This is a genomic window from Spirosoma gilvum (genome assembly GCF_054776815.1).
In genome coordinates this window covers 13,936-35,869 of the sequence record NZ_BAAHBH010000014.1, presented here as the reverse complement: position 1 = coordinate 35,869, position 21,934 = coordinate 13,936, and the positions used below count along the sequence as shown (strand labels likewise).

The following is a 21,934-nucleotide window of genomic DNA, read 5'->3' as shown; positions in this document are numbered from 1 at the left end:
TCTCGTTTCAACCGCAGAACCAAATCCCGTGATTTATCCAGAAAATGTGAAATTTTATCCTACTTTATGGCAGGTTTGTTAATTTAGGCAAATCAATGGCATTTTCTAAAAATGAACCTGTTTAAACTTTTTAATTTTCAGTATAACTGAATCGATTTTTTGTCATTCCGACGAAGGAGGAATCTCAAGCTTGATTGATGAGCAACGTTGAGATTCTTCCTTCGTCGGAATGACAAAAAAGGGTCTTAAATTTTATACAATACGGAAAGTTTAAACAGATTAAATAGATAGCGCTTATAGTATGCGTGCACAACGAGAAAAGACCTTGCTTCAGGACGAACGATCCGTGTTGGCTCAGCGATTCACTGTCCCTTATTTTGTGTCACCTTTCCATTTCCATCCCGAATTCGAACTGACCTACATTGTTCAGGGAGCGGGTAAGCGGTTCGTTGGGGTAAGCATCGATAATTTTGAAGCGGGCGATTTAATCCTGTTGGGTTCTAATCTGCCGCACTACTGGCGCAGCGATTCAGAGTACTACCAGAATCCAGCGTTGTGTTCCGAAGCGATTGTTGTACACTTCTCTCTTTCGTTTTTTGAGCAGATCATTCAGCACATACCCGAATGTCGGTCCGTGGTTCATTTGCTGACCCAGGCGCAACACGGCATTCAGTTTCCGGAAAGTCAATCACTCATCGACAATCTTGCCAAACTGGTTGATTTAAAAGGCGTCAGGCAGGTTTCTGCTTTTCTGGAGTTATTGGAATCGCTGGCCAGCCATACAGATAAACGACTGTTAAACAGCTCGGTAAGCTCGTTCAGCGCCAAAGAAGTTGAAAATGACCGAATGAAGCGGGTGATCGAATACACGCTGGCCAATTTCCAGAACGACATCAACCTGAGCGATGTAGCGAATGTGGCCCATCTGACGGTAACGTCGTTTTGCCGCTACTTTCATAAATACACCAGCAAAACCTACATCGCGTACCTCAACGAAATTCGCATTAGCCACGCCCGTAAATTACTGGTCGACAGTCCACTGAGTATTCAGGAAATAGGCCTTATCAGCGGCTTTCAGAACCTGTCCAACTTTCACCGACTATTCAGACTTCAGACCGGGCTGTCGCCATTGGCTTTCCGTAAAGAAGGACAGCTAGCCTGAAGCAGGAGCCACAACTTCCGTGTACTTTTGTGTTTTCGTTCATTTCACTCATCTATTAGTTATGCCCATTTTACGTTCTACCCTTTCCTTTGCTTTTCTCTTCATTCTTACGCTCAATGCGCTGGCCCAGCAAGCACAGAAAACTGCATCGGGCAATCCCGTTTTCCCAGGCTGGTATGCCGATCCCGAAGGAACTATTTTCGGTAAAAACTATTGGATTTATCCAACTTATTCAGCTCCGTATAACCAGCAGGTGTTTTTCGATGCCTTTTCGTCGCCCGACCTGGTGAACTGGACCAAGCACAGCCGTATTCTGGATTCAACCGCCGTCAAATGGGCTAAACGAGCCATGTGGGCACCGGCCATCATCGAAAAAAATGGTAAGTATTTTCTGTTCTTTGGGGCCAACGACGTACACGAAGGCGAAACTGGCGGTATTGGCGTAGCGGTAGCCGACAATCCAGCGGGGCCATTCCGGGATTATCTGGGTAAACCTTTGGTGGGGCAGATTCACAATGGCGCCCAACCCATCGATCAGTTTGTTTTTAAAGACAAGGACAACCAGTATTACCTAATTTACGGCGGTTGGGGGCACTGCAACATCGCCCGGCTTAAGGATGATTTTACTGGGTTCCTGCCCTTTTCGGATGGCACAACCTTTCGGGAGATAACCCCAAAAGAATACGTAGAAGGTCCAATTATGTTCGTGCGAAAGGGCGTTTATTACTTTATGTGGTCAGAAGGTGGCTGGACGGGGCCGAATTATTCAGTTGCCTATGCCACATCGTCCTCGCCGTTTGGTCCGTTCGAACGAGTTGGCAAAATTCTTCAGCAAGACCCCAAAGTAGCAAGAGGTGCCGGTCACCACTCTGTCATTCAGGTTCCTGGCACCGACGAATGGTATATCATCTACCACCGCCGACCTCTGACCGAAACCGATGGTAACCACCGCGAAACCTGCATCGACCGGATGTATTTCGATGAAAAAGGCGGCATCATGCCAGTCAAAATTACGGTTGAAGGCGTAAAAGCAAGGCCTTTACGGTAGTGTTTTGATAAGAGTAGTCAAAATTGGTCAGGGGTGGTCAAGAATGGTCAAGTATTGTCGGCTAAACGACATTTGACCATTCTTGACCACCCCTGACCAATTTTGACTTTACCTAGCTACCCTTTTACTTCTGGTTATACGTCATCGGACTGTGCTCCAGTTTGTCGGCCCGGTCGAACAGCTTAAGTGCTTTTTGGTAGGTATCATCCGATTGGCCGATTACCTTAAAGAACTCGTTGTTCTGACCGGCTTTGTTCGCCTTCTGGTAAACCGAGCGAGCTACCAGCGCTTTGATCTGATTTTTGATATACGCTTTCGAGCGATTGTATTCTTTCTCGTTGAACTTAATGCCTTCATTAGTCGCCAGCTTAACCAACTGATTCATCTGGTCATCAGAGAGGTTGACGGTTCGGTTAAACTCGTCGAACGGCATTTTTTCGAGCTTTTTGTGGTTATCATTCGCATACTCCATTGCGTATTCCCGGATTATGTTTTTACCATAAAGCTGCACCAGATACATGGTCTGCCAGGTTGAATCGCGCGGAATGAAGTAATCGGGTGTAATGCCACCACCGCCATAGACCGTCCGGCCACCATCGGTTTTAAACTTCAGTTTTGGATCGTTCTTGATTGAGTCAGCAATGTAATACTCACCCCGTTTCGAACGCTGTTCGAGGTCTTTCTCGTAATCGCCTTCCTGACCCGGCACATAAGGCTTCTGAATACTCCGGCCACTCGGTGTGTAGTACCGCGAAATCGTCAGCCGCAACTCCGAACCATCAGACAGCGTTACGGGCATCTGCACCAGACCTTTCCCAAACGACCGGCGACCGGCAATCAGCGCCCGGTCGTGATCCTGCAAAGCACCCGATACAATTTCAGAAGCCGAAGCGCTCCCTTCATCAATCAGCACAACCAGCGCTCCATCTTCAAACTGCCCGGCAATGTGGGCGTAGGTTTTCCGGTCGTAGCGATTGTCTTTGCCATCGGTATACACCAGCAGTTTATTGCCCGAAATGAACTCGTCAGCAATGTTGGTAGCCCGGTCCATATAACCACCCGGATTATTCCGAAGATCAAGCATCAACTGCTTCATTCCCTGTGCCTTCAACGATCCGAGGGCCGTTTTGAACTCATCGTAGGTTGTTTCGGAGAAGCGGTTGATCTTGAGGTAACCCGTTTTACCATCGATCATATACGCAGCATCGACCGAATAAGTTGGTATCCGATCGCGGGTAATCATAAAGTCTTTCGACTGCTTATCCCCTTTCCGTAGAATGGTCAGTTTTACCTCCGTACCCCGTTTTCCACGCAGGGCTTTGAACACCGAACTGTTTTCGATTTTACTACCTGTGGCCAATGGCTTGTCATCGACCTTGATGATCTTGTCGCCACTCATAATACCGGCGGCTTCAGAGGGCCCACCAGCCAGTGGCGTAACCACATAAACGGTATCTTTATAGATATTGAATTCAACGCCGATACCATCGAATCCGCCTTCCAGTTGCGAACGGGCGGCAACGGCATCCTGTGGGTTCATATAAGCCGTATGCGGATCGAGTTTTTCGAGCATTTTCGTAATCGAATAATCGACCAGATCGTCGGTATTGACCGTATCGACATAGTTGTTTTCGATCAATTGCAGAATTTCCCGGTATTTGGTGTAGCCCCGACCGATGTTATTCAGGCTTTTGGTACCGCCAAAAAAAGTAGCGCCGACGAGCATACCGCCAGCCAGCGTAATGCCTAACAGCATCGGCAAACGAACCGTTGCCTTATCATTCTGTATGTGATTGCCAGGTCTGTTAGGCTGGCCTTCAGGCTGATCATCAGTAGTGTTTGCTCGATCCTCCATGTATGTAGTACTTAACTAGTGTCGTTTACCTTCTAAACGTTTTGAAGATAGCGAAATGTTTGCCAGAAATGGTATCTGTTCTTAAAATTTCATAAATCCTCAAACAACCTCGGTTTGCTGCTGCCAGAACTGCGAATACGCTTTGCCATTTTTCAGCAAATCCACGTGTTTTCCTTCTTCAATAACCCGGCCCTGTTCCAGCACAATAATCTTGTCGGCTTTCCGCACTGTACTCAGCCGGTGGGCAATCACAATAATCGTTTTACCGGCTTTCCGCAGTTGCTGAACGGTCCGCTGAACATATTGCTCCGAAACGGAATCCAGCGCCGACGTTGCTTCATCCAGGATCAATACCTCTGGCTGGCGATACAGTGCTCGGGCAATCGCGATTCGTTGGCGCTGTCCACCCGAGAGGGTGGCACCGTTTTCGCCCAGGTAGGTTTTAAAGCCATTGGGCATTCGCTCGATAAAGTCGGTAATGCCCAACTGATCACAAATGACCAGTAGCCGTTGCATATCGGGCGTTTCTTCGCCAATGGCAATATTTTCGATCACATTACCGGCAAACAGGTCGATCTTCTGCGGCACAACACTCACTACCTGACGAAGGCTATCAGAATGCAGGTGTTTAATATCGTAATCGCCAATAAAAATGGAGCCGCTTTGCAGCGGATAGAGCCCTTGTACCAACGACATAAGCGTCGATTTGCCCGACCCGCTTTCGCCAACGACAGCGGTAATTTTACCCTTCGGCATCATTAAGGTCAAGTCATCGAAAATGGTCGCGCGTGAGCCGTAGCGGAATGTAACATGCTGAAATCGAATTGGCCCCACCATGTCGGGTTGTAGCTGCACTTTGTTCTCATTCGACTCCCGGTCAAGGTCCATGATCTCGAAGAGCCGGTCGGCGGCAATCAGGGCTTCCTGAATACTCCGGTTAGCCCCAATCAGGCTGGCAGCCGGTCCGGTAAAATAACCGATCAGCGCATAAAAGGATAGCAATTCGCCGGGTGTCAGATCGTTTTGTAGCACATATCCCGCTCCTACCCAGAGCAGAACAATCGTGAAGAGTCGAGTGATAAATTCCGACGCATTGCCGGCATAAATGCCTGCGCTGCCGGTTTGAAAGATCGTCTGCAACAAGCCCACGAACCGGTTTTCGGTTTTCTGGCTGGCAAACTGCTCCAGACCAAACCGCTTGATAGTGGGCATGGCATTCAGCGATTCGACCAGTTGGGCTTCCAGGTCGGCTGAGTTTTCCATCAGTTTTCGCTGATACCGCTGATTGAACCGGTTCATTGCCCAGTAGATAGCCGCATAAAAAGGCACGACCATAACCAGAATCAGAGCGAGTTTCCAGTAATAGGAAAACATAAGCCCGAACGAGAAGATCACGATCAGCACATTCACCAGCAGACTGAGGGCAATGTCATTAACAAACGTTCGGATTTTAACGGCATCATTGATCCGCGAAATGATCTCCCCTACCCGCATGGTATCGAAAAACGACTGCGGCAGGGTCATCAGGTGTTTATAGTATCCCAGAATCAGCGCGGCATCGATCCGTTGGCCCGTTTTCAGGTTGAAAAAGCTTTTGGTAGCGCCGATAAAAATCTGCAATACCAGCAGGCCAATCATCACTACACTGAGTAGGTTGAGCAGATTACGGTTGCCATTCACAATCACGTTATCAACAATCTTCTGAATGTAGATAGCTGATGAAAGGCCAAGTACGGTGTAGATCAACGCGCCAAACAGGGCCTGATACATGACCGAACGGTGAGGTTGCAACAGTTGCCAGAACCGCTGCAATACCGGCACTTGCTGGTTCCCTACTTTAAAGGTTTCGTCGGGAACCAGTAGAATCAACAAACCCGTCCAGACAGCCTTGAACGCGTCGGGCGATAGCTGTCGCATTTGCCCATCGGCCGGGTCCATCACCGTTATACGTTGGGGAGTTACCCGGTAAATGACCACATAATGCTGAAGCTGGCTGTTGGGTATAGTTATATGAGCAATGGTAGGCTGTGGTATTTTCGACAGGCTTTCGAATGGCGCTTTCACACCTTTGGCCTGAAAACCCAGTTTCTGAGCGGCTTCGACCATACCCAATACCGTGGTCCCTTTCTGATCGGTAGCCGCCATTTGCCGGATTCGGGCAACGGGCAATAACAGGCGATAAAAAGCTGCTACCGACACCAGACAGGCAGCTCCGCAGTCGGTAATATCCCGCTGCTTAACCCGCACACGACCGCTAATACCTTTTTCGGCCACCCATTCCTTAATCCGTTTCAGACTACCCAATATAGTATCACTCTGTGGCTTATTTACTTCACTCATATCGCTTTACCGCCCTCCTTCTGCGGGGTCGAAGCAGTACCGGCCTGGCTGTCGATGGCTGGGTTGAGCCAGTCGTCGGCCTTGTCGTATAATAACTGGAACAGGGAGCGACGGGCCACCTGAAAGCGTGCCTGCACCGTCATTCCCTTTTTCAAACGCCCCTGATACCCGCTGGGCAGTTTCAGATACGGATGATCCAACTGGCAGCGAACTTTAAAAACCGGCTGTCCATTCGATGTCGTAAAATCGTTGGCAATGTCGATAACACGTCCGGTGAGCAGGCCCCATTGGTTATAATCGAAGGCATCGACCTGTAATCGGACCGGCTGGCCGGGTTTCAGCAGACCAATATCTTTTGACGATACGTACGCTTCGGTGATTAAGGTTGAATCGGGCGAGATCACGGCCAGCACATCGCCCGGCTGAACATAACTGCCCGCATAGCGACCCGACAACTGCGTTGCTGTGCCCCCAACAGGAGCCTTCAACATGTATAGTTCCTGTTCTTCCCGAAGCTGTTGGATCTCCGATTCCAGATTCTCCAGGTCACGTCGGATCTGTGTCAGGTCGGTTTGCCAGTCGCTACGTTGCTGCTGAACGAGCGTATTATAACGACCCAGCGCTGCTTTGTGAGCATAGAGGGCATCTTCGTATTCGAGTCGGGCTATTACTTTCTGGTTAAAGAGGAGTTGGGCGGTTTCCAGTTCACGCTTCCGCTTCTCCTGTAAATTCCAGCTTTCTTCGACAATCGCCCGAAACTGGTTGTATTCCTGTCGGTATAAAGGCGCGGTCAGGCTCCCTACGGCTTTCCAGGGTTTATTCGTTAATTGCTCCAGATCCCGAATAAAGGACTGCTTTTCCTGTACCTGTTTATCAATCAACTGCTTACGCGTATCCAGCGCATCGGATCGAAGCTGAAAAAGTGGCTGGCCTTTTTTGACTGGTTCCCACTCCTTCACCATTACTTTCTCTATAACAGCCCCGGCCGTCGATTTTACTTCGCTACGTTCCGACACTGGGCGAACCAGGCCATTTGCCTGTACTGAGATGTCAACATAAATAAAAGGTAAGGCCAGTAACGTTAGAAACACAACGCCCAGCACTGTTGTGTAAATGATCTGACTTCGCACACTGACCCTGGGCAGGTACGTGACCAGACCATATGAAAAATCCGTTTCGTTCATGGTTTCGTTGAGTCATTTCCGGATGATATACGTATAACTAAAAAACAGGGATTTGGCCTTCGAGCCGGAAACAAAAAATAGGTTTCCTACTCCTCGGGCCAAATCCCTGCTTACGTTGAATGGATAATGAATAATGGACAATGCTTACTGCCATTATCCATTATTCATTATCCATTTATTCTATGAATTCTGAGTGGTGAAGTTCAACCACGAATTTGTGGTTGGGTTCACGCTGGTACTGTTGCCGCTGAATAGCCAGCTATCGCCGTTGAACAGGCTGTTTCCACTGACATTGGCCAGATCGGCAACGAGTATTGATCCTATATTACCGATGCTGGTTGAATCACCACCACCGTGGTTATTAATTAATTCCTGGTTGGTTAGCTCCTCGACACCGAGTTGAGCAAAATCGAACGTTTTCATAACGATAAAAATTAAGTGAAAAAACTTTACTCAATTATCTGCTTCGCGACTTCAAAAATCGCTTATGATTCACTCGTGCCAACACTAACGCTGACACTTGTGCCGGGACTTACACTGGTGCCGTTGCCACTAAACAGCGAGTAGTTACCATTAAAGAGGCTATTGCCGCTTATATTCACTAAATCGCTAATTGTGATATCGCCAATGTTTATTAAACTGGTGTTGTCGCCCCCACCATGGTTACTAATCATTTCCTGATTTGACAGCTCTTCGACACCGAACTGAGCTAATTCTAACGTTTTCATAACAGGTTGAACGTTTACGTGAAACATATACCTGACCGATTCTATATTGACTGGATTAATCAGGTTATTTTTCTTGCAATCGGTTAGTTATGAATTGCTCGAACTAAAGTTAAAGAGCGTATTGGTTACTGGGCTGAGGTCTGTTGTATTACCGCTGAACAGCGCATAGTTCCCATTAAACAGACTGTTGCCACTGACATCAAGCAAGTCGCCAACGGCAATTGAGCCAATGTTGGCAATGCTAGTCATATCACCACCGCCGTGGTTGTTGATCATTTCCTGGTTGGTTAGCTCTTCGACACCGAATTGAGCCAGTTCTAAGGTTTTCATAACAATTTGAATTTAAGTTGAGACAATACTGGTCAGATTAAAGAATGAATCAGCCAGTTTTTCAATTAAACTACTTGATTAATCTATTTATGATCGGCTCGTACTGAAGTTGAAGAGCGTACTCGTCATTGGACTAATGTCTGTCATGTTGCCGCTAAACAGCGCCGTGTTTCCATTAAACAGACTGTTGCCACTGACATCGACTAAATCCCCAATGGCAATACCGCCAATGTTACCGATGCTGGTACTGTCGCCACCACCCTGATTGTTGATCATTTCCTGATTGGTTAGCTCCTCAATACCGAGTTGAGCAAAATCGAACGTTTTCATAACGATGTATATTATTAATGCCTACTCTATAAGCTTTTCAGCAACCGCTGGGCAACTGGCGGAGCGTTCGATTCGAAAACCTCGGGCTCGATTGCCGTTTGCCTGGGACAAAGTTGGGGGATAAAACGGCTCAGGCTGATAACTGGTTTTTATAAAAAAATAGCTTTCAGTTATAACTTCATAACCAGCATAGTGCAAGGCTTTAAAAAAAATCTGCTAAAAATAAATCTAAACCCAAGCCTGGGTTCGTACGTTTATCTACCAATTTACAAGAGAATATAGTCTGCCTATGCCGCATTGATTTACTTGTTTATGTTTTTTTATCCATAAAATAGTGAACATATGCTAGTACTATCGGAAAAGCTTCGTCGGTTACGTCAATTTTTCGGTTATTCGCAGGAGTACGTTGCGTTTAATATGGGAATGACCCAGCCTGCTTATTGCAAATGGGAAAGTGGGCAAACTCAGCCACCAATCAATAAGCTGGAAGGTCTGGCGAATATTTATCAGTTGAGTCTGGGCGAATTGCTAACAGAAAACGATATAGATATTATACGCAAACTGCTCGCTGATGAACGATTTGCCGAGAAACTGATGGGGCGGGGAGGAGTAAGCTAAGGGCTTTACCTCACTTTTTAGGCTTACCGGAAAGTATTCTTACTTTTACGGGAGCATTTTCAAGTTCCTCCTAACCAAGTTTATGTTTATACATACCGTCTTTTTCTGGCTTCACCATCCCGAAAGCCAGACCGACCACGACGCCCTGCGTGCGGGTCTTGAATCACTCAAAGCGGTTACCGACATTTCGGCTGCTTATGTCGGTACGCCTGCCGAAACGCGTCGGCCGGTTATCGATCACACCTACGACTTTTCGCTGACATTCGTCTTCGCCGATAAAGCCGCTCACGATACCTATCAAACTCACCCCATCCACCTGGCTTTCGTCGACCAGTGCGCCCATCTGTGGCAGCGGGTGCAGGTGTATGATGTGGTTGAGTAATAGTAGTAGGAGCGAGGAGTTAGGAGTGAGAATGGCTGACGCATTCAAAAAAATACACGTCAGCCATTCTCACTCCTAACTCCTCGCTCCTAACTACTTTATACCATCACCTCAATTTTCATCTCCATATTGCCTTTTACGGCTTTTGAATAGGGGCATACAGCGTGGGCTGTTTCGGCCAGTTGCTGTAGTTCGTCATGATCCATACCGGGTGCCTTGACGACTATCTTCCCCGACAGAAACATTGAGTTGCCATCTTTATTGAGCGAGATGCTGACCTCAACGGCATGTTGGGGCAGGATTATTTTTCGCCGGGAGGCTACTGTAATCAGGGCGCTATTGTAGCACGAGCTATAAGCGGCCGCAAATAGCATTTCCGGGTTGGTAGCTCCTCCCTCTCCATGCATCTCAACCGGCTTCCGGACATTTAATTCTAAAATACCATCGAGCGATTTTACATCGCCATCGCGGCCACCAACGTTACTGACTGTGGCTGTGTACACTGTTTCCATTTATCTATACTATCTATTTTGTTGATTAGCCCGATGGCTATATCAAAGTTAAACACGCTCGTGACTGAAAAGTTACATATTTATTCAGGCAATAAACATGCAACATTCCCACCAGTTGGGCGGTCTCTATATAATAAGGCAAACTAGTTGCATAGAAAATGGAAGGCAGTGTTTGCGTGGATGTTAACTATACCCCATGCCTTGAACCCCTTGCCTTATGCAAATCATTTCGTATTTTGAACTACCTTTGTCTAAGGAACTTACTCACACTTAAGCTGCAATAGATCGAGGTAGAGCACGTTTTTGGTAAGTACGTTTGCTTATAAGCTGACCAGCATGAATACGTTATATAAATTTTTCTGGAATCAACTTCTCATTAGCGGTCTCGGTCTGCTGCTCTGGTTTAGCCCATCATCGGTTTCGGCCCAGCGCCGACGCGAAAAAGCCGGTCCTGATACGACCTTAGCTAAAGCAGCTACGACAACAACAGCCCGCATTGAATCAGAAACACAATTTACCGAAGGCGTCCGTTATCTAATGACTGATGAACCCGCCAAGGCAATTGCTCAGTTCAACAAACTGCTCCAGAAAGAACCCGGTAATGCAGCAGCACAATATTCAGTCGCCACAGCCTTACTTAAAACCGGTAAAATCGCGGAAGCCATTCCACACGCCACCAAAGCTTATTCGCTGGATAATCAGAATAAATACTATTCGCTGCTGCTGGCCGAGTTGTATGTGAAACAGAAACGGTATACCGAAGCCGAAGAGTTGTATGAAAAGCTTCTGAAAAAAGGTCCCGAAAATGCCGAATATGGGGTTGAATTGGCAGCTATTTATCTGTTCAATGACAAACCCGACAAAGCGCTGGAAGCCTATAACAATGTAGAGCGTGAACTGGGGCTGAATGAAGAAATTCTCCGTCAAAAACAGCGCATTTACCTCAAACAGAATAAAATTGATAAGGCTGTTGAAGAAGCCGAAAAATTAGTAGCGTCAGAACCAACCGATCCGGATTACCTGCTCGAAGGCGCGGAGCTTTTGATGGCCAACGACCGGACCGATCAGGCTGTTAACTGGATTGAACGGGCGCTTAAGCTCAGTTCCGATCTGCCGCAGGCTCACGTCCTGCTGGCCGATATTTACCGAAAGAAAGGTGATATGACCCGTGTCAGCCAGGAATTAAACCTCGTGCTATCGAACCCAAATCTGGAGGCTGGTCTGAAAGCCAGAGTTCTGTCGAGCTATGTGGGCATGACAAGTGAGAGTCCGACCGCTCAGAAGGACGCCCTTTCGATGGCGCAAAATCTGGCTAAAAGCTCACCCAACGACCCAAAAACACAGATTATGCTGGCTGATTTATTGATGCAGCAAGGCAAGAAAGCCGAAGCTCGCGACACCTACGCCAAAGCAGCCCGGCTAGACGGATCGGTCTACGAAGTATGGGGCGCATTACTCCAGTTGGATGGCGAATTGAATCAGGTAGATAGTCTGTTAGTTCATTCAGAGCAGGCCCTGGAAGTATTCCCAACGCAGGGATTATTCTGGTATTCGAATGGCTCGGCTAATCTCTATAAGCGTAAGTATCAGCAGGCCGTCGATGCGCTGGAGGAAAGCAAAAAATTACTGGCTGCCAGCTCAAGCGCTGAAATAAAACGTGGCATTGATGCTCAGTTGGGCGACGCCTATAATGGTCTGGGTGATCATGCTAAATCAGACGAAGCCTATGAGTCCGTTCTGAAAGCTGACCCGCTTAACGATCATGTGCTGAATAACTATAGCTATTTTCTGTCGTTGCGGAAGGAAAACCTGCCACGGGCTATACAACTGGCTCAGAAACTCGTTGAACGAAATCCAACGAATGCAACGTATCTGGATACCTATGCCTGGGTCTTGTACGTCTCCAAAGACTATGCAAAGGCCCGGCAATATCTGGAAAAAGCGCTGGCCGATCCAGCCAATGTCAGCGGCACCATTATTGAACATTACGGCGATGTGCTGTACCAGCTTGGGCAGCACGACAAAGCCGTTGAGCAGTGGAAACAGGCCAAGACCAAAGGGGGTGCTGGACCTGATTTAGACAAGAAGATCGCTACTGGAAAGTTGTAAAACGGTTTACAGTTTACAGTTTACGGTTGGCTGACGCAAAACGGGTTGGTGCGTCAGCCAACCGTAAACTGTAAACCGAAACCGAAAACCGCTCAAATGAATAAATTTCTGTGCTTTATTGCATCGCTGATTGTAGTATTAAATTCGGAAGGTTGTCGACGACAGCATATGTCGCGTTCTGCTAATCCGGCCACCCCGCCTACTTCGACCTCCGCTCCTACCGTTGACTCGACTCTGGCAACCCGCCCTTCGTCAACTACACCCATTGATTCAATAACAACTGCCCGGCCAGCTCGCCCAGGCATTGAGGAAGCCAGAGCGAATGTATCTGAAATTGATTTCCGGTACTTGACGGCTAAATCGAAAATTTCGTTTAAAAGCCGCCAGCAGGATATCGACAATGCCAACGTAACAATTCGGGTTCGGAAAGATAGCCTGATTTGGGTGTCGGTGTCAAAGCTCGGCATTGAAGCCGTTCGGGGACAGATTACCCGCGATTCCATTACAATCATCGACAAAATTCACAAGGAATATTCTGTTTATGACTTCCCGACTCTGAGCCGACAGTTTAACTTCAACATGAATTTTGAATTGCTTCAGGCCTTGATTGTTGGCAACCTGCCCCTACCCAAGCGCCCGGCGCAGAAGATTAAAAACGAACGGGATTATCTGTTACTCCGGCAAAGTGAAGGCAAAGTACTGGTTGAGAACTATATCGGCGAAAACGACCGAAAGCTGAAAAAACTGATGGTTACCGAGCAGCCAACCAAAAACACGCTGCGGCTGGATTATGAGGACTTTACGTCGCTCAATAACTTTCTGTTTCCATACACCAGTCTAGTTACTGTTGATTATCAATCGAAAGCCGACGGGCAATTCTACCAGACATTACTTCGTATTAAGCATAATAAAGTTGAACTGGTTGATAAGAGTCCAGGTTTTCCGTTTTCTATTCCAGCTTCCTATACTCGTCGACCTTAACCCACCGAACATTGTTGGTTTCAAAAGCCATGTCCCCCAAATTTCCGTTTCTTTCCCGCGCTGTAGGCTGGTCCGTTTTCCAACTGATATTGTTCAGCATGGGCTGGTTTGTTGCTACAGCGCAGGCTCCGCAGACCCAGCGGAATCGGCAGGTGCTTGAACGAGAAAAAAAGCAGAACCTGGAAAAAATGAATCAGATTCGCACGATTCTGAAACAAACCGCATCGGAAAAGCAGGTTGGCTTAGGGCAACTAAAAGCCATTGAACAGCAGATTCAAACACAGTCCCACCAGATTGGTCTGTTGAATAAAGACCTAAAACTTACTGAATCAGAAATTACCGAGCTTCGGCAGGCTAGTCAAGCATTGACCAACGACCTGAATAAGTTAAAAGCCGAATACGGCTCTATGGTGTACGCAGCCGATAAACGACGTCAGCAGGTGAACCCACTTGGTTTTTTGTTTGCGGCCAATAACTTCAATCAATTAGTAGCTCGGTATCGCTACTTACGCCAATATTCCGACGCCCGACAAAGCCAGGTCCGGCAGATGAACAACGTTCAGACGATGTTGCAGGACAAACAAAAGGCCACTCAGCACAAACGTGAGGAGCAAAAAAATACCATAGGCGCGAAAGTAAAAGAAGCTAAAAAGCTCGAAACACTGAAGGTTGAGAAAAATGTCGTTGTAAAAGAATTAAGCAAGAAAGAAGCTGAATTACAGGCTGAACTTGCCGAAAGCCGCCGGGCCATCAATCGTCTGGAAACCATGATTACCCGGCTGATTGCCCGTGAAGCAAGAGAACGCGCCGAACGGGAAGCCCGCGAACGTGCCGAACGCGAACGCCTTGCCCGTGTCGAAGCCGCTCGTAAAGCAGCCGAACGTAAACGAGCCGAAGAGGCCATAGCAGCCGCCGAAAAAGCGGGTGAAAAACCGGCTGCCGAAGATGTAGCCAAGGTAGAGCGCCCTGCTGAGCCCGAACCGGTTGCCAAAAAGCCTGATGAGCGACGCAATAATAATCTGAATGATGAAGAAACGGCCCTGGCCTCTTCCTTTACAGCGTCACGGGCCCATTTGCCCTGGCCGGTTACCAAAGGCTTCATTTCGGACCATTTTGGCCGTAAGCCGCACCCGGTTCTGAAAGGTATCTTTGTCGAAAATCAAGGCGTGGATATCCAGACCAATGCTGGCGAAGAAGTCCGGGCCGTTTATGATGGCGTTGTGCAGGACGTGACTAACATACCCGGTATGAACAATGTAGTGGCCATACAGCACGGCGACTACTTCACCATCTACGCCAAACTGAAGAGTGTAGCCGTTCGGGCGGGGCAACGCGTAAAAGCTCGGGATAACATCGGCACGGTAGCCACCGACAAAAACGGTATCTCTGAAATGCAGTTCCAGATCTGGAAAGAGTTTACCAAACTAAACCCCGAATCGTGGCTGATTTCACGGTAAACAACACAACGTTGTAAAGTCATAAAGTTATAGAGTTGTATAGTGTATTCTTAGCTGCTCACATCTATATAACTTTACAACGCTATAACTCTACAACTCAAAAATGTCTGTTCACAATCCCGACATCAAACGCGTTACGACGCACACCATTCAGGAGCTAAAGAATAAAGGTGAAAAAATATCGGCACTGACAGCCTACGATTACTCGATGGCACGGGTAGTCGATGCGGCTGGTGTCGAATTGATCCTGGTGGGCGATTCGGCCTCCAATGTTATGGCCGGGCACGAAACCACCTTGCCCATTACCCTCGACCAGATGATTTATCATGCCAGCTCGGTAGTTCGGGCCGTCAAGCGGGCGTTGGTCGTGGTCGACCTGCCGTTTGGGTCGTACCAGGGCAACTCATCGGTGGCTTTGCAGTCGGCCATTCGAATCATGAAGGAATCGGGTGCTCATGCCGTTAAGATGGAAGGTGGCCTCGAAATCAAAGAGTCGATCATCCGAATTCTGAGCGCTGGTGTTCCGGTCATGGGCCATCTCGGCCTGACTCCTCAGTCTATCTACAAATTTGGCACCTATGCCGTTCGGGCTAAAGAACAGGCCGAAGCCGAAAAATTAATGGCTGACGCCCGCATGCTTGAAGACTTAGGCTGTTTTGCCCTGGTGCTTGAAAAGATACCCGCCACGCTCACCAAAATGGTGTCGACTAGTCTGACAATACCTACCATCGGAATCGGGGCAGGTCCCGACGCCGACGGGCAAATACTGGTGATTCATGACCTGTTGGGGATCAATAATGAGTTTAAACCCCGCTTCTTACGTCGGTACGCCGACCTGCATCAGATTATGACCGAGGCCATCGCTCACTATGTCGATGATGTAAAAGCGAACGACTTTCCGAACGAGAAAGAAGCGTATTGAGTTATGTAACGCGGGTGGAAACCCGCATTCTCTTACTAGTACGGGTTTCCACCCGCGTTACACATGAAAAAGAAACCTTATCAGGTAGTTTACGAAGATAATCACCTGCTGATTGTCAATAAAGAACCGGGTATTCTGGTCCAGGGCGACCGTACCGGCGATATTACCCTACTGGAGGTACTGAAAGAATATATTAAAGAGAAATACAACAAACCAGGTGAGGTATTCCTGGGTCTGGTACACCGACTCGACCGCCCGGTTAGCGGCCTGGTTGTGTTTGCCCGTACCTCAAAAGCCCTGGAGCGCATGAACGAAATCTTTCGGAAACGCCAGGTACAGAAAACCTACTGGGCCGTCGTTCGGCAGAAGCCACCCAAAAATGCCGACAAGCTCGTCAACTGGCTGGTTAAGGATGAACAGAAAAACCAGGTAACAGTCTATGATTATGAATTTCCTAATTCCCAAAAAGCTGAGTTATCGTATCGGGTATTAGGCAAAATCAACGAGCATTACCTACTGGAAGTGAATCCAATAACTGGCCGTCCTCATCAGATTCGGTCGCAGTTGGCTCATATGGGCTGCCCAATTCGGGGTGATGTCAAATACGGGTATGACCGAGCCGTGGCCGATAAAAAAATCTATTTGCACGCTCGGCGTCTATATTTTGTTCATCCCGTCAAAAAAGAGCCGCTCATTTGCAAAGCTGGACTCCCGAATGACCCATTCTGGGAGGAGTTTCTGGAGTTGGACGATGAGGATTACAAGGACAAAAACCTCGATTACGTATTTGAATAACGCTTTCTACCAAACGTTACTAGAAACGAAAAGGCCGCACCTTCTGCTCCCCAGAAAATGCGGCCTTTTATGCTGAAAACTGGGGTATAATTCATTCCCCCAATTCTCAATATACGATCAGTAAGTCAGGGCTCCGTCACAGGTGATGTTGTTGGCTGTTCCGTAGGGGCCACATCCAAAATAATCTGCTCCATCACACGCTCAATCATCTGCACAATCCCACGCAACGCTCCGAAAATGATACAAAGCGGTAAAATAATGGGCAGAAAGAAAACCCATTGAAAAATCATGTACAAGCGAAAATTTCTCATTGGTTTAAGGAATAATTTTTAACGATTAAAGTTACGGCTACGGACAAATCAACAACTTACTTACTAACGTTCAATCTACCATTCTATTCTTATTCAAAATTAAACTTGCCTTAATACAAAAACAAGCTCAATTTGAAAAAGTTTGCTACAGATCAAAGAGTCTGGTGCTTTCTACTCGTTAATTTGTTGTCACTTGCCTAACCTACTTTACCGCTTGTCAATTTTAGTGCCAATATCATATCCTCTTTTCAAATTACTTAATATATAGCTAACATTTACACTGTACCCACCATTAATCATAAATTATTTTATTAACTATACCCAATCACGGCATTATCCTATAATTCATATAAATCCAGTGGAGTAACCATACAATATGACCATAAAAAGTTACAGGAGTTGGATGACTGGCAATATAGTTAATGGCCAATCATCCAACTCCTGTAGCTAGGAATGTATTTCGTACTTTTTCGCTTAATTCAGCGTAGCCACTGCATCTTTAATCCGCTGGATGGCTTCGGTAAGCGATTCATCCGACGCAGCCGTTGAGATACGCAGACAGTTAGGAGCCCCAAAGCCCGAACCGGCTACAGTTGCTACAAATGCTTTATTGAGCAGCCATAAAGCAAAATCGTCGGAATTTTCAATCATTGTCGTACCGTCCGATTTGCCATAGTAGTAGCTAATATCCGGGAATGCATAAAAAGCTCCCTCAGGGACATTCGTGCGGAAATGCGGAACCTCTTTCAGTAACTTAACCACCAGATCACGACGACGATGGTAGGCTTTGGTCATCTCCATCGATGGCTCCAGCGGTCCTGTCAGAGCAGCAACCGTAGCTTTCTGGGCAATGGAATTGGTTCCCGATGTAACCTGTCCCTGTAACTTCTCAACGCCATCGGCAATCCACTTGGCCGCACCGATATAACCAATCCGCCAGCCGGTCATCGCATATCCTTTCGCTACACCGTTTACAGTAATAACCCGCTCCGCAATGTCGGGAATCGACCCCATGCTGAAATGACCTTCGGGCGTGAAGTTGATGTATTCGTAAATTTCGTCGGCCAGTACATAAATATTTTCGTGGCGAGCCACTACTTCACCAATCGCCCGCAACTCCGCTTCTGAATAGATGGAGCCGGTCGGGTTATTGGGCGATGCGTACATCACGATTTTGGTACGATCCGTAATAGCCGCTTCGAACTGTTCGGGTGTTACTTTGAAATTATTTTCGAACGACCCGTCAACAACCACGGCTTTGCCTTCGGCAAGTTTCACCATTTCGGAGTAACTAACCCAGTATGGCGAAAAAATAATCACCTCGTCGCCAGGATTAATCAGCACCTGAATCACATTTGCCAGCGAGTGTTTGGCGCCTGTAGAAACAACGATATTTTCAGGTTTCCAGTCAATGTTATTGTCGCGCTTGAATTTATCAGCAATGGCTTTGCGAAGATCAGGATAACCGGCAACGGGCGAATAGCCGTGGAAACCATCGTCAATGGCTTTCTTGGCAGCTTCGCAAATGTGTTGTGGGGTTTTAAAATCCGGCTCTCCGACGCTCAGGCTAATAACTTTGTGGCCCTGAGCAGCCAATTCACGAGCTTTTTTGGTCATCGCCAGCGTGGACGATTCTTCCAGCGCGTTGATGCGGTCGGCTAATAAACTCACGGTGTCAAGCGTGGCAGACATAATTCCTTGTAGTTTTAATAAAATGATAACAAACTGACCGCAAAGGTACTACGTTTTCATCGGAGCGGCTATATTATTTAAGAATTAAAAATAAATCTGCTATAAGCGACGGTGCAGAGGTTTATGATTACGCTTATAGGTGAATGAAACAATAGGTTCACTATAAGTAAACTTATTGCCTAACGATAGCGTTCAACCCATAAATACCCAGAGGCAAAGGAGTTGCTGATGGACTCTATGCTTATAGCATGTTCAATATCATAGCACGACGAACGCTACTTGCTTATTGCCAACAATATCCATCTGCATCAAACGCCTTAAAGCAATGGTATGCTGAATGGCTGGAACATAGTTTTACTAACTTCAATGAACTAAAAGCAACTTATGACTCAGTAAGTATCGTTGGCGATGACCGGGTCGTCTTTAATATTATGGGCAATAAATATCGATTAGTCGTACGTTTGGTATTTGAGTATAAAACCATCCAGATTAAATGGTTTGGCACTCATGCTGAATACGATAAAATTGATGTGGCAACTGTACAATACCAGAAATTATGAAGCTAAAACCCATCAAAACGGAGAACGAATACAATGATATGCTGGATTGGGTTGATGAGCAATTTGACAAAAAAACGTCTCCCGATAGTCCAGAAGGAGATGTATTGCAAATAGCTCTACTGCTCATTAAAGCCTATGAAGACGAGCACTATCCAATCCCAGCTCCCGACCCAATTGAATCGATCCGGCTTAAGATGGCAGAAAAAGGGTATCGCAACAGAGATTTTGTAGGAAAAGTGGGAAGCAAAAGCTATGTATCAGCCGTCTTGAACCGACGTAAGCCGCTAACACTCGAAATGGCGAAATTCTTCCATAAAGAATTAGGTATTCCGGCCAATATACTACTCAGCTAAACCGGCCCTACTAAACTTATTATTCAACCATATATAAGCCAACCTCACTTGTATCCGCGCACTCAGCTAGTAGTTCGAGCGATGTTTTCTGAAGGATCGGGTGGACAAAGTCAGGGGATATCTCGGCCAGTGGTACCAACGTAAACCGACGCTGATGCAAATACGGATGGGGAATCGTAAGCCGTTCGGTTTGTAGCTTAAGTTGATCGTAATACAAAATGTCGATGTCGATCAGCCGGGCTCCCCATCGCTCAATTCGAACCCGGCCCAACTCCTGCTCAATCGCCTGCGTTTGATTCAGCAGTTCTTCAGGTTTTAAGGTTGTTTCAATGGCCAAAACCTGATTCAGATACGTCGGCTGATCGGTTACACCCCAGGGAGCTGTTTCATAAATCGCTGACTCCTGCCCGACAGAGCCAATTCGCTCAGCAATGAGGTCAATGGCTCGATTTAACGTTTTTATTCGATCGCCGAGGTTAGCGCCAAGAAGGAGATAGACACTAAAAGAGCGAAAGAGTGAAAGAGCGAAAGAGTGCTCACTCTTCACTACCCACTCTTTCGCTCTTTCGCTCTTTCGCTCTTTCGCCATTAATAGTCTTTAATCACTTTAATATCGTAATACGACTTTATCTCGTCGTCGCTGGGAGTTTTGGCTGGCCGGACGATCCGAAAACCAACAAACGATGCGGAAGTTAGCCACCAGTCGGATTTAGGACTCTGCGGATCAAGAATTTTCCAGGCCGGAGCCGATGGTGTCCGGGCGGCTGAGCGTAATACCTCAGGGTCGTCGTCCCATGATCCACCCCGAACGGCGTTCGGGTAAAGTGTAGTAGTTGGCGCATATGGTTCTTTTACCTTTCCGCTAGCCACTTGTTTGTAATAGTCTTCAATGTATTGGTCCTTCGTCCATTCCATCACGTTGCCGTGCATATCGTACAGCCCAAAAGGGTTTGGCTTTTTGGTTCCTACTTTCTTATACCCTCCCCCACTATTGCCATTGAATACAGCATATTCACCCAGTTTTTTCACATCAGCACCAAACGAATACGGTGTAGTGGTATTGGCCCGGCAGGCATATTCCCATTCGGCTTCAGTTGGCAGTCGGTAAAATATACCCGTTTTGGCATACAGCCAGGCACAGAATTTTATGGCAGCGTATTGAGTCATATTGATAGCCGGATAGCCCGATCGTCCCATCCCGAATGACATATCGACATACGGAGGACTAGGCCGCGTAGTTGCATCGGTTTTAGTCAGATTGGCGTCGGCCTGGGGATACTTGGCAGCCATTTCCTTCTCCATATTGGTAAAGGCAAATAGGTCATATAGATCCCAGGTGACCTCATACTTACCCATATAAAAAGGCTCAAGGGTTACGCTATGTTGCGGCCCTTCGTCGGGTTTATGGCCTTTTTCTGTAGCCGCGCTACCCATCATGAACTTTCCTCCTGGAATAGCCACCATCGCATAGGTCTGATCGCTACCGGGAATGACCTGAGTGTAGGATTTAAAGTCTGTAGTGGTTTGGGCGCTGGTCAGACTACTTGCCCCAAGGGTTAATGCAAGAATGGACAGGAGATGTTTAGGAAGCATTTTTGGTTATATAGAAAAGAACCATCATTGACCGGTAAAAGTACGAACGATTTTCTTTGTGTACCTTTGTCATTCTGCCGTTTTGTTCAGAATCATAAGCAATAAACGTTCAACCAATATGACAATCAAACTCAGCAAGACAGCAACAAAAGATGAAATTGCTAACCAGCTTCAGCAGTTAAAGCCGACAAAAAAATTAGATGTTCAAAAATATGCTGGCAAGTTAAAATGGGGCCAAGATGCTCTAAAGTATCAACAAGAGTTAAGAAATGACTAATCCATCAGGCTTGTTTGTTGATACAAATGGTCTAATCCGTTTGCTGGAAGGCGATGAATTGGTTGTTACTTTATTGGCCGATCAACTCGTATATATATCCGTGATAACGGAGATCGAGATGCAATGTAAACCTAATCAACCATCAGAGGATCGAAAATTAATAAAAAGCTTGCTGAACGATTGTTTTATTATTGAATTAACACCACAAGTTAAAAACGAAGCCATTAAAATCCGTCGATCTACTCGAATGAAGTTAATGGATTCAATAATTGCTGCTTCAGCTCGAACAATGGGATTACCGTTTATAACAGGTGATCAAGCCTTTGAGCGCGTTCCCCAATTAGACTTGATTCTTATACCTCCTCGCTAATAATTTTAGCCAAGGAGCCTTTATA

General features: G+C 46.8%; 25 protein-coding genes. 13 read left to right on the top strand and 12 right to left on the bottom strand.

Translation table 11 applies throughout. The features are described from left to right. The first annotated feature begins 301 nt into the window (after window positions 1–301). Together ACYVFD_RS29640 and ACYVFD_RS29635 are read left to right on the top strand one after the other, a co-directional pair. The gene (locus ACYVFD_RS29640; protein ID WP_461094157.1) at window positions 302–1,162 is read left to right on the top strand and encodes a cupin domain-containing protein; all 861 of its coding nucleotides are present in this window, start codon (window positions 302–304) and stop codon (window positions 1,160–1,162) included. A gap of 61 nt (window positions 1,163–1,223) precedes the next feature. Continuing rightward, on the top strand, window positions 1,224–2,210 hold the full coding sequence (locus tag ACYVFD_RS29635) for a glycoside hydrolase family 43 protein (protein ID WP_461094156.1): 987 nt from the start codon (window positions 1,224–1,226) through the stop codon (window positions 2,208–2,210). Window positions 2,211–2,334: 124 nt separating this feature from the next. Here the strand turns inward: ACYVFD_RS29635 and ACYVFD_RS29630 are convergent, their stop codons facing one another. The 7 genes from ACYVFD_RS29630 to ACYVFD_RS29600 form a co-directional block, all read right to left on the bottom strand. Then, entirely contained in the window at window positions 2,335–4,065 is a 1,731-nt protein-coding gene (locus tag ACYVFD_RS29630; protein WP_461094155.1) for a S41 family peptidase, read from the bottom strand. 99 nt (window positions 4,066–4,164) lie between these two features. Beyond that, window positions 4,165–6,405 carry a peptidase domain-containing ABC transporter gene (locus tag ACYVFD_RS29625; RefSeq protein WP_461094154.1) on the bottom strand — a complete coding sequence of 747 codons (2,241 nt, stop codon included), beginning with the start codon at window positions 6,403–6,405 and terminating at the stop codon, window positions 4,165–4,167. Further along, a complete protein-coding gene (locus ACYVFD_RS29620) occupies window positions 6,402–7,589 on the bottom strand; it encodes an HlyD family secretion protein (protein ID WP_461094153.1) in 1,188 nt (395 codons plus the stop codon). Before ACYVFD_RS29620 ends, ACYVFD_RS29625 begins: the two co-directional genes overlap by 4 nt. Before the next feature lie 180 nt (window positions 7,590–7,769). Beyond that, entirely contained in the window at window positions 7,770–8,012 is a 243-nt protein-coding gene (locus ACYVFD_RS29615) for a hypothetical protein (protein ID WP_461094152.1), read from the bottom strand. A 62-nt stretch (window positions 8,013–8,074) separates the two neighbouring features. Next, a complete protein-coding gene (locus tag ACYVFD_RS29610; RefSeq protein ID WP_461094151.1) occupies window positions 8,075–8,317 on the bottom strand; it encodes a hypothetical protein in 243 nt (80 codons plus the stop codon). Between the two features lie 87 nt (window positions 8,318–8,404). Continuing rightward, complete coding sequence (locus ACYVFD_RS29605; RefSeq protein ID WP_461094150.1) at window positions 8,405–8,647, bottom strand: hypothetical protein; 243 nt, start codon at window positions 8,645–8,647, stop codon at window positions 8,405–8,407. Window positions 8,648–8,734: 87 nt separating this feature from the next. After that, complete coding sequence (locus ACYVFD_RS29600) at window positions 8,735–8,977, bottom strand: hypothetical protein (protein WP_461094148.1); 243 nt, start codon at window positions 8,975–8,977, stop codon at window positions 8,735–8,737. 342 nt (window positions 8,978–9,319) lie between these two features. Here ACYVFD_RS29600 and ACYVFD_RS29595 point away from each other — a divergent pair, with 342 nt between their 5' ends. Together ACYVFD_RS29595 and ACYVFD_RS29590 are read left to right on the top strand one after the other, a co-directional pair. Then, window positions 9,320–9,595 (top strand): helix-turn-helix domain-containing protein, encoded by a 276-nt coding sequence (locus tag ACYVFD_RS29595; protein WP_461094146.1) that lies wholly within the window; start codon window positions 9,320–9,322, stop codon window positions 9,593–9,595. An 82-nt stretch (window positions 9,596–9,677) separates the two neighbouring features. Further along, a complete protein-coding gene (locus tag ACYVFD_RS29590; RefSeq protein WP_461094145.1) occupies window positions 9,678–9,977 on the top strand; it encodes a Dabb family protein in 300 nt (99 codons plus the stop codon). 98 nt (window positions 9,978–10,075) lie between these two features. Here the strand turns inward: ACYVFD_RS29590 and ACYVFD_RS29585 are convergent, their stop codons facing one another. Next, window positions 10,076–10,489 carry an Ohr family peroxiredoxin gene (locus ACYVFD_RS29585; protein ID WP_461094143.1) on the bottom strand — a complete coding sequence of 138 codons (414 nt, stop codon included), beginning with the start codon at window positions 10,487–10,489 and terminating at the stop codon, window positions 10,076–10,078. A gap of 336 nt (window positions 10,490–10,825) precedes the next feature. Here ACYVFD_RS29585 and ACYVFD_RS29580 point away from each other — a divergent pair, with 336 nt between their 5' ends. The 5 genes from ACYVFD_RS29580 to ACYVFD_RS29560 all read left to right on the top strand — a co-directional run bounded on the left by ACYVFD_RS29580 (window position 10,826) and on the right by ACYVFD_RS29560 (window position 16,753). Beyond that, window positions 10,826–12,598, top strand: a complete 1,773-nt coding sequence (locus ACYVFD_RS29580; RefSeq protein ID WP_461094142.1) for a tetratricopeptide repeat protein — start codon at window positions 10,826–10,828, stop codon at window positions 12,596–12,598. 96 nt (window positions 12,599–12,694) lie between these two features. Next, a complete protein-coding gene (locus ACYVFD_RS29575; RefSeq protein ID WP_461094141.1) occupies window positions 12,695–13,579 on the top strand; it encodes a DUF4292 domain-containing protein in 885 nt (294 codons plus the stop codon). A gap of 29 nt (window positions 13,580–13,608) precedes the next feature. Continuing rightward, window positions 13,609–15,036, top strand: a complete 1,428-nt coding sequence (locus ACYVFD_RS29570; RefSeq protein ID WP_461094140.1) for a murein hydrolase activator EnvC family protein — start codon at window positions 13,609–13,611, stop codon at window positions 15,034–15,036. Window positions 15,037–15,139: 103 nt separating this feature from the next. Beyond that, window positions 15,140–15,958, top strand: coding sequence for a 3-methyl-2-oxobutanoate hydroxymethyltransferase (gene panB / locus ACYVFD_RS29565; protein WP_461094139.1), 819 nt, complete (start codon window positions 15,140–15,142; stop codon window positions 15,956–15,958). 63 nt (window positions 15,959–16,021) lie between these two features. Further along, entirely contained in the window at window positions 16,022–16,753 is a 732-nt protein-coding gene (locus tag ACYVFD_RS29560) for an RluA family pseudouridine synthase (protein ID WP_461094138.1), read from the top strand. Between the two features lie 125 nt (window positions 16,754–16,878). Here ACYVFD_RS29560 and ACYVFD_RS29555 read toward each other — a convergent pair whose 3' ends face one another. Beyond that, window positions 16,879–17,064 carry a hypothetical protein gene (locus ACYVFD_RS29555; RefSeq protein WP_461094137.1) on the bottom strand — a complete coding sequence of 62 codons (186 nt, stop codon included), beginning with the start codon at window positions 17,062–17,064 and terminating at the stop codon, window positions 16,879–16,881. 474 nt (window positions 17,065–17,538) lie between these two features. Then, on the bottom strand, window positions 17,539–18,756 hold the full coding sequence (locus ACYVFD_RS29550; protein WP_461094136.1) for a pyridoxal phosphate-dependent aminotransferase: 1,218 nt from the start codon (window positions 18,754–18,756) through the stop codon (window positions 17,539–17,541). Between the two features lie 248 nt (window positions 18,757–19,004). Between ACYVFD_RS29550 and ACYVFD_RS29545 the strand changes: the two genes are divergently transcribed. Together ACYVFD_RS29545 and ACYVFD_RS29540 are read left to right on the top strand one after the other, a co-directional pair. Continuing rightward, a complete protein-coding gene (locus ACYVFD_RS29545; RefSeq protein WP_461094135.1) occupies window positions 19,005–19,316 on the top strand; it encodes a type II toxin-antitoxin system HigB family toxin in 312 nt (103 codons plus the stop codon). Further along, window positions 19,313–19,669 carry a helix-turn-helix domain-containing protein gene (locus tag ACYVFD_RS29540; protein ID WP_461094133.1) on the top strand — a complete coding sequence of 119 codons (357 nt, stop codon included), beginning with the start codon at window positions 19,313–19,315 and terminating at the stop codon, window positions 19,667–19,669. The genes ACYVFD_RS29545 and ACYVFD_RS29540 overlap by 4 nt, the downstream gene beginning before the upstream one ends. A gap of 19 nt (window positions 19,670–19,688) precedes the next feature. Here the strand turns inward: ACYVFD_RS29540 and folK are convergent, their stop codons facing one another. Beyond that, window positions 19,689–20,258, bottom strand: a complete 570-nt coding sequence (gene folK / locus ACYVFD_RS29535; protein ID WP_461094131.1) for a 2-amino-4-hydroxy-6-hydroxymethyldihydropteridine diphosphokinase — start codon at window positions 20,256–20,258, stop codon at window positions 19,689–19,691. Further along, complete coding sequence (locus ACYVFD_RS29530; protein ID WP_461094129.1) at window positions 20,258–21,262, bottom strand: formylglycine-generating enzyme family protein; 1,005 nt, start codon at window positions 21,260–21,262, stop codon at window positions 20,258–20,260. The genes folK and ACYVFD_RS29530 overlap by 1 nt, the downstream gene beginning before the upstream one ends. Before the next feature lie 118 nt (window positions 21,263–21,380). On the opposite strand from ACYVFD_RS29530, the gene ACYVFD_RS29525 reads away from it, so the two are divergent. Continuing rightward, on the top strand, window positions 21,381–21,539 hold the full coding sequence (locus tag ACYVFD_RS29525) for a hypothetical protein (RefSeq protein WP_461094128.1): 159 nt from the start codon (window positions 21,381–21,383) through the stop codon (window positions 21,537–21,539). Next, window positions 21,532–21,909: a PIN domain-containing protein gene (locus ACYVFD_RS29520; RefSeq protein ID WP_461094127.1), complete on the top strand. Its 378-nt coding sequence runs from the start codon at window positions 21,532–21,534 to the stop codon at window positions 21,907–21,909. The genes ACYVFD_RS29525 and ACYVFD_RS29520 overlap by 8 nt, the downstream gene beginning before the upstream one ends. The last annotated feature ends 25 nt before the right edge of the window (window positions 21,910–21,934 follow it).

Coding starts and splice junctions, on each gene's coding strand:
- ACYVFD_RS29640 (WP_461094157.1), top strand. CDS start 302: ATGCGTGCACAACGAGAAAAGACCTTGCTTCAGGACGAACGATCCGTG.
- ACYVFD_RS29635 (WP_461094156.1), top strand. CDS start 1,224: ATGCCCATTTTACGTTCTACCCTTTCCTTTGCTTTTCTCTTCATTCTT.
- ACYVFD_RS29630 (WP_461094155.1), bottom strand. CDS start 4,065: ATGGAGGATCGAGCAAACACTACTGATGATCAGCCTGAAGGCCAGCCT.
- ACYVFD_RS29625 (WP_461094154.1), bottom strand. CDS start 6,405: ATGAGTGAAGTAAATAAGCCACAGAGTGATACTATATTGGGTAGTCTG.
- ACYVFD_RS29620 (WP_461094153.1), bottom strand. CDS start 7,589: ATGAACGAAACGGATTTTTCATATGGTCTGGTCACGTACCTGCCCAGG.
- ACYVFD_RS29615 (WP_461094152.1), bottom strand. CDS start 8,012: ATGAAAACGTTCGATTTTGCTCAACTCGGTGTCGAGGAGCTAACCAAC.
- ACYVFD_RS29610 (WP_461094151.1), bottom strand. CDS start 8,317: ATGAAAACGTTAGAATTAGCTCAGTTCGGTGTCGAAGAGCTGTCAAAT.
- ACYVFD_RS29605 (WP_461094150.1), bottom strand. CDS start 8,647: ATGAAAACCTTAGAACTGGCTCAATTCGGTGTCGAAGAGCTAACCAAC.
- ACYVFD_RS29600 (WP_461094148.1), bottom strand. CDS start 8,977: ATGAAAACGTTCGATTTTGCTCAACTCGGTATTGAGGAGCTAACCAAT.
- ACYVFD_RS29595 (WP_461094146.1), top strand. CDS start 9,320: ATGCTAGTACTATCGGAAAAGCTTCGTCGGTTACGTCAATTTTTCGGT.
- ACYVFD_RS29590 (WP_461094145.1), top strand. CDS start 9,678: ATGTTTATACATACCGTCTTTTTCTGGCTTCACCATCCCGAAAGCCAG.
- ACYVFD_RS29585 (WP_461094143.1), bottom strand. CDS start 10,489: ATGGAAACAGTGTACACAGCCACAGTCAGTAACGTTGGTGGCCGCGAT.
- ACYVFD_RS29580 (WP_461094142.1), top strand. CDS start 10,826: ATGAATACGTTATATAAATTTTTCTGGAATCAACTTCTCATTAGCGGT.
- ACYVFD_RS29575 (WP_461094141.1), top strand. CDS start 12,695: ATGAATAAATTTCTGTGCTTTATTGCATCGCTGATTGTAGTATTAAAT.
- ACYVFD_RS29570 (WP_461094140.1), top strand. CDS start 13,609: ATGTCCCCCAAATTTCCGTTTCTTTCCCGCGCTGTAGGCTGGTCCGTT.
- panB (WP_461094139.1), top strand. CDS start 15,140: ATGTCTGTTCACAATCCCGACATCAAACGCGTTACGACGCACACCATT.
- ACYVFD_RS29560 (WP_461094138.1), top strand. CDS start 16,022: ATGAAAAAGAAACCTTATCAGGTAGTTTACGAAGATAATCACCTGCTG.
- ACYVFD_RS29555 (WP_461094137.1), bottom strand. CDS start 17,064: ATGAGAAATTTTCGCTTGTACATGATTTTTCAATGGGTTTTCTTTCTG.
- ACYVFD_RS29550 (WP_461094136.1), bottom strand. CDS start 18,756: ATGTCTGCCACGCTTGACACCGTGAGTTTATTAGCCGACCGCATCAAC.
- ACYVFD_RS29545 (WP_461094135.1), top strand. CDS start 19,005: ATGTTCAATATCATAGCACGACGAACGCTACTTGCTTATTGCCAACAA.
- ACYVFD_RS29540 (WP_461094133.1), top strand. CDS start 19,313: ATGAAGCTAAAACCCATCAAAACGGAGAACGAATACAATGATATGCTG.
- folK (WP_461094131.1), bottom strand. CDS start 20,258: ATGGCGAAAGAGCGAAAGAGCGAAAGAGCGAAAGAGTGGGTAGTGAAG.
- ACYVFD_RS29530 (WP_461094129.1), bottom strand. CDS start 21,262: ATGCTTCCTAAACATCTCCTGTCCATTCTTGCATTAACCCTTGGGGCA.
- ACYVFD_RS29525 (WP_461094128.1), top strand. CDS start 21,381: ATGACAATCAAACTCAGCAAGACAGCAACAAAAGATGAAATTGCTAAC.
- ACYVFD_RS29520 (WP_461094127.1), top strand. CDS start 21,532: ATGACTAATCCATCAGGCTTGTTTGTTGATACAAATGGTCTAATCCGT.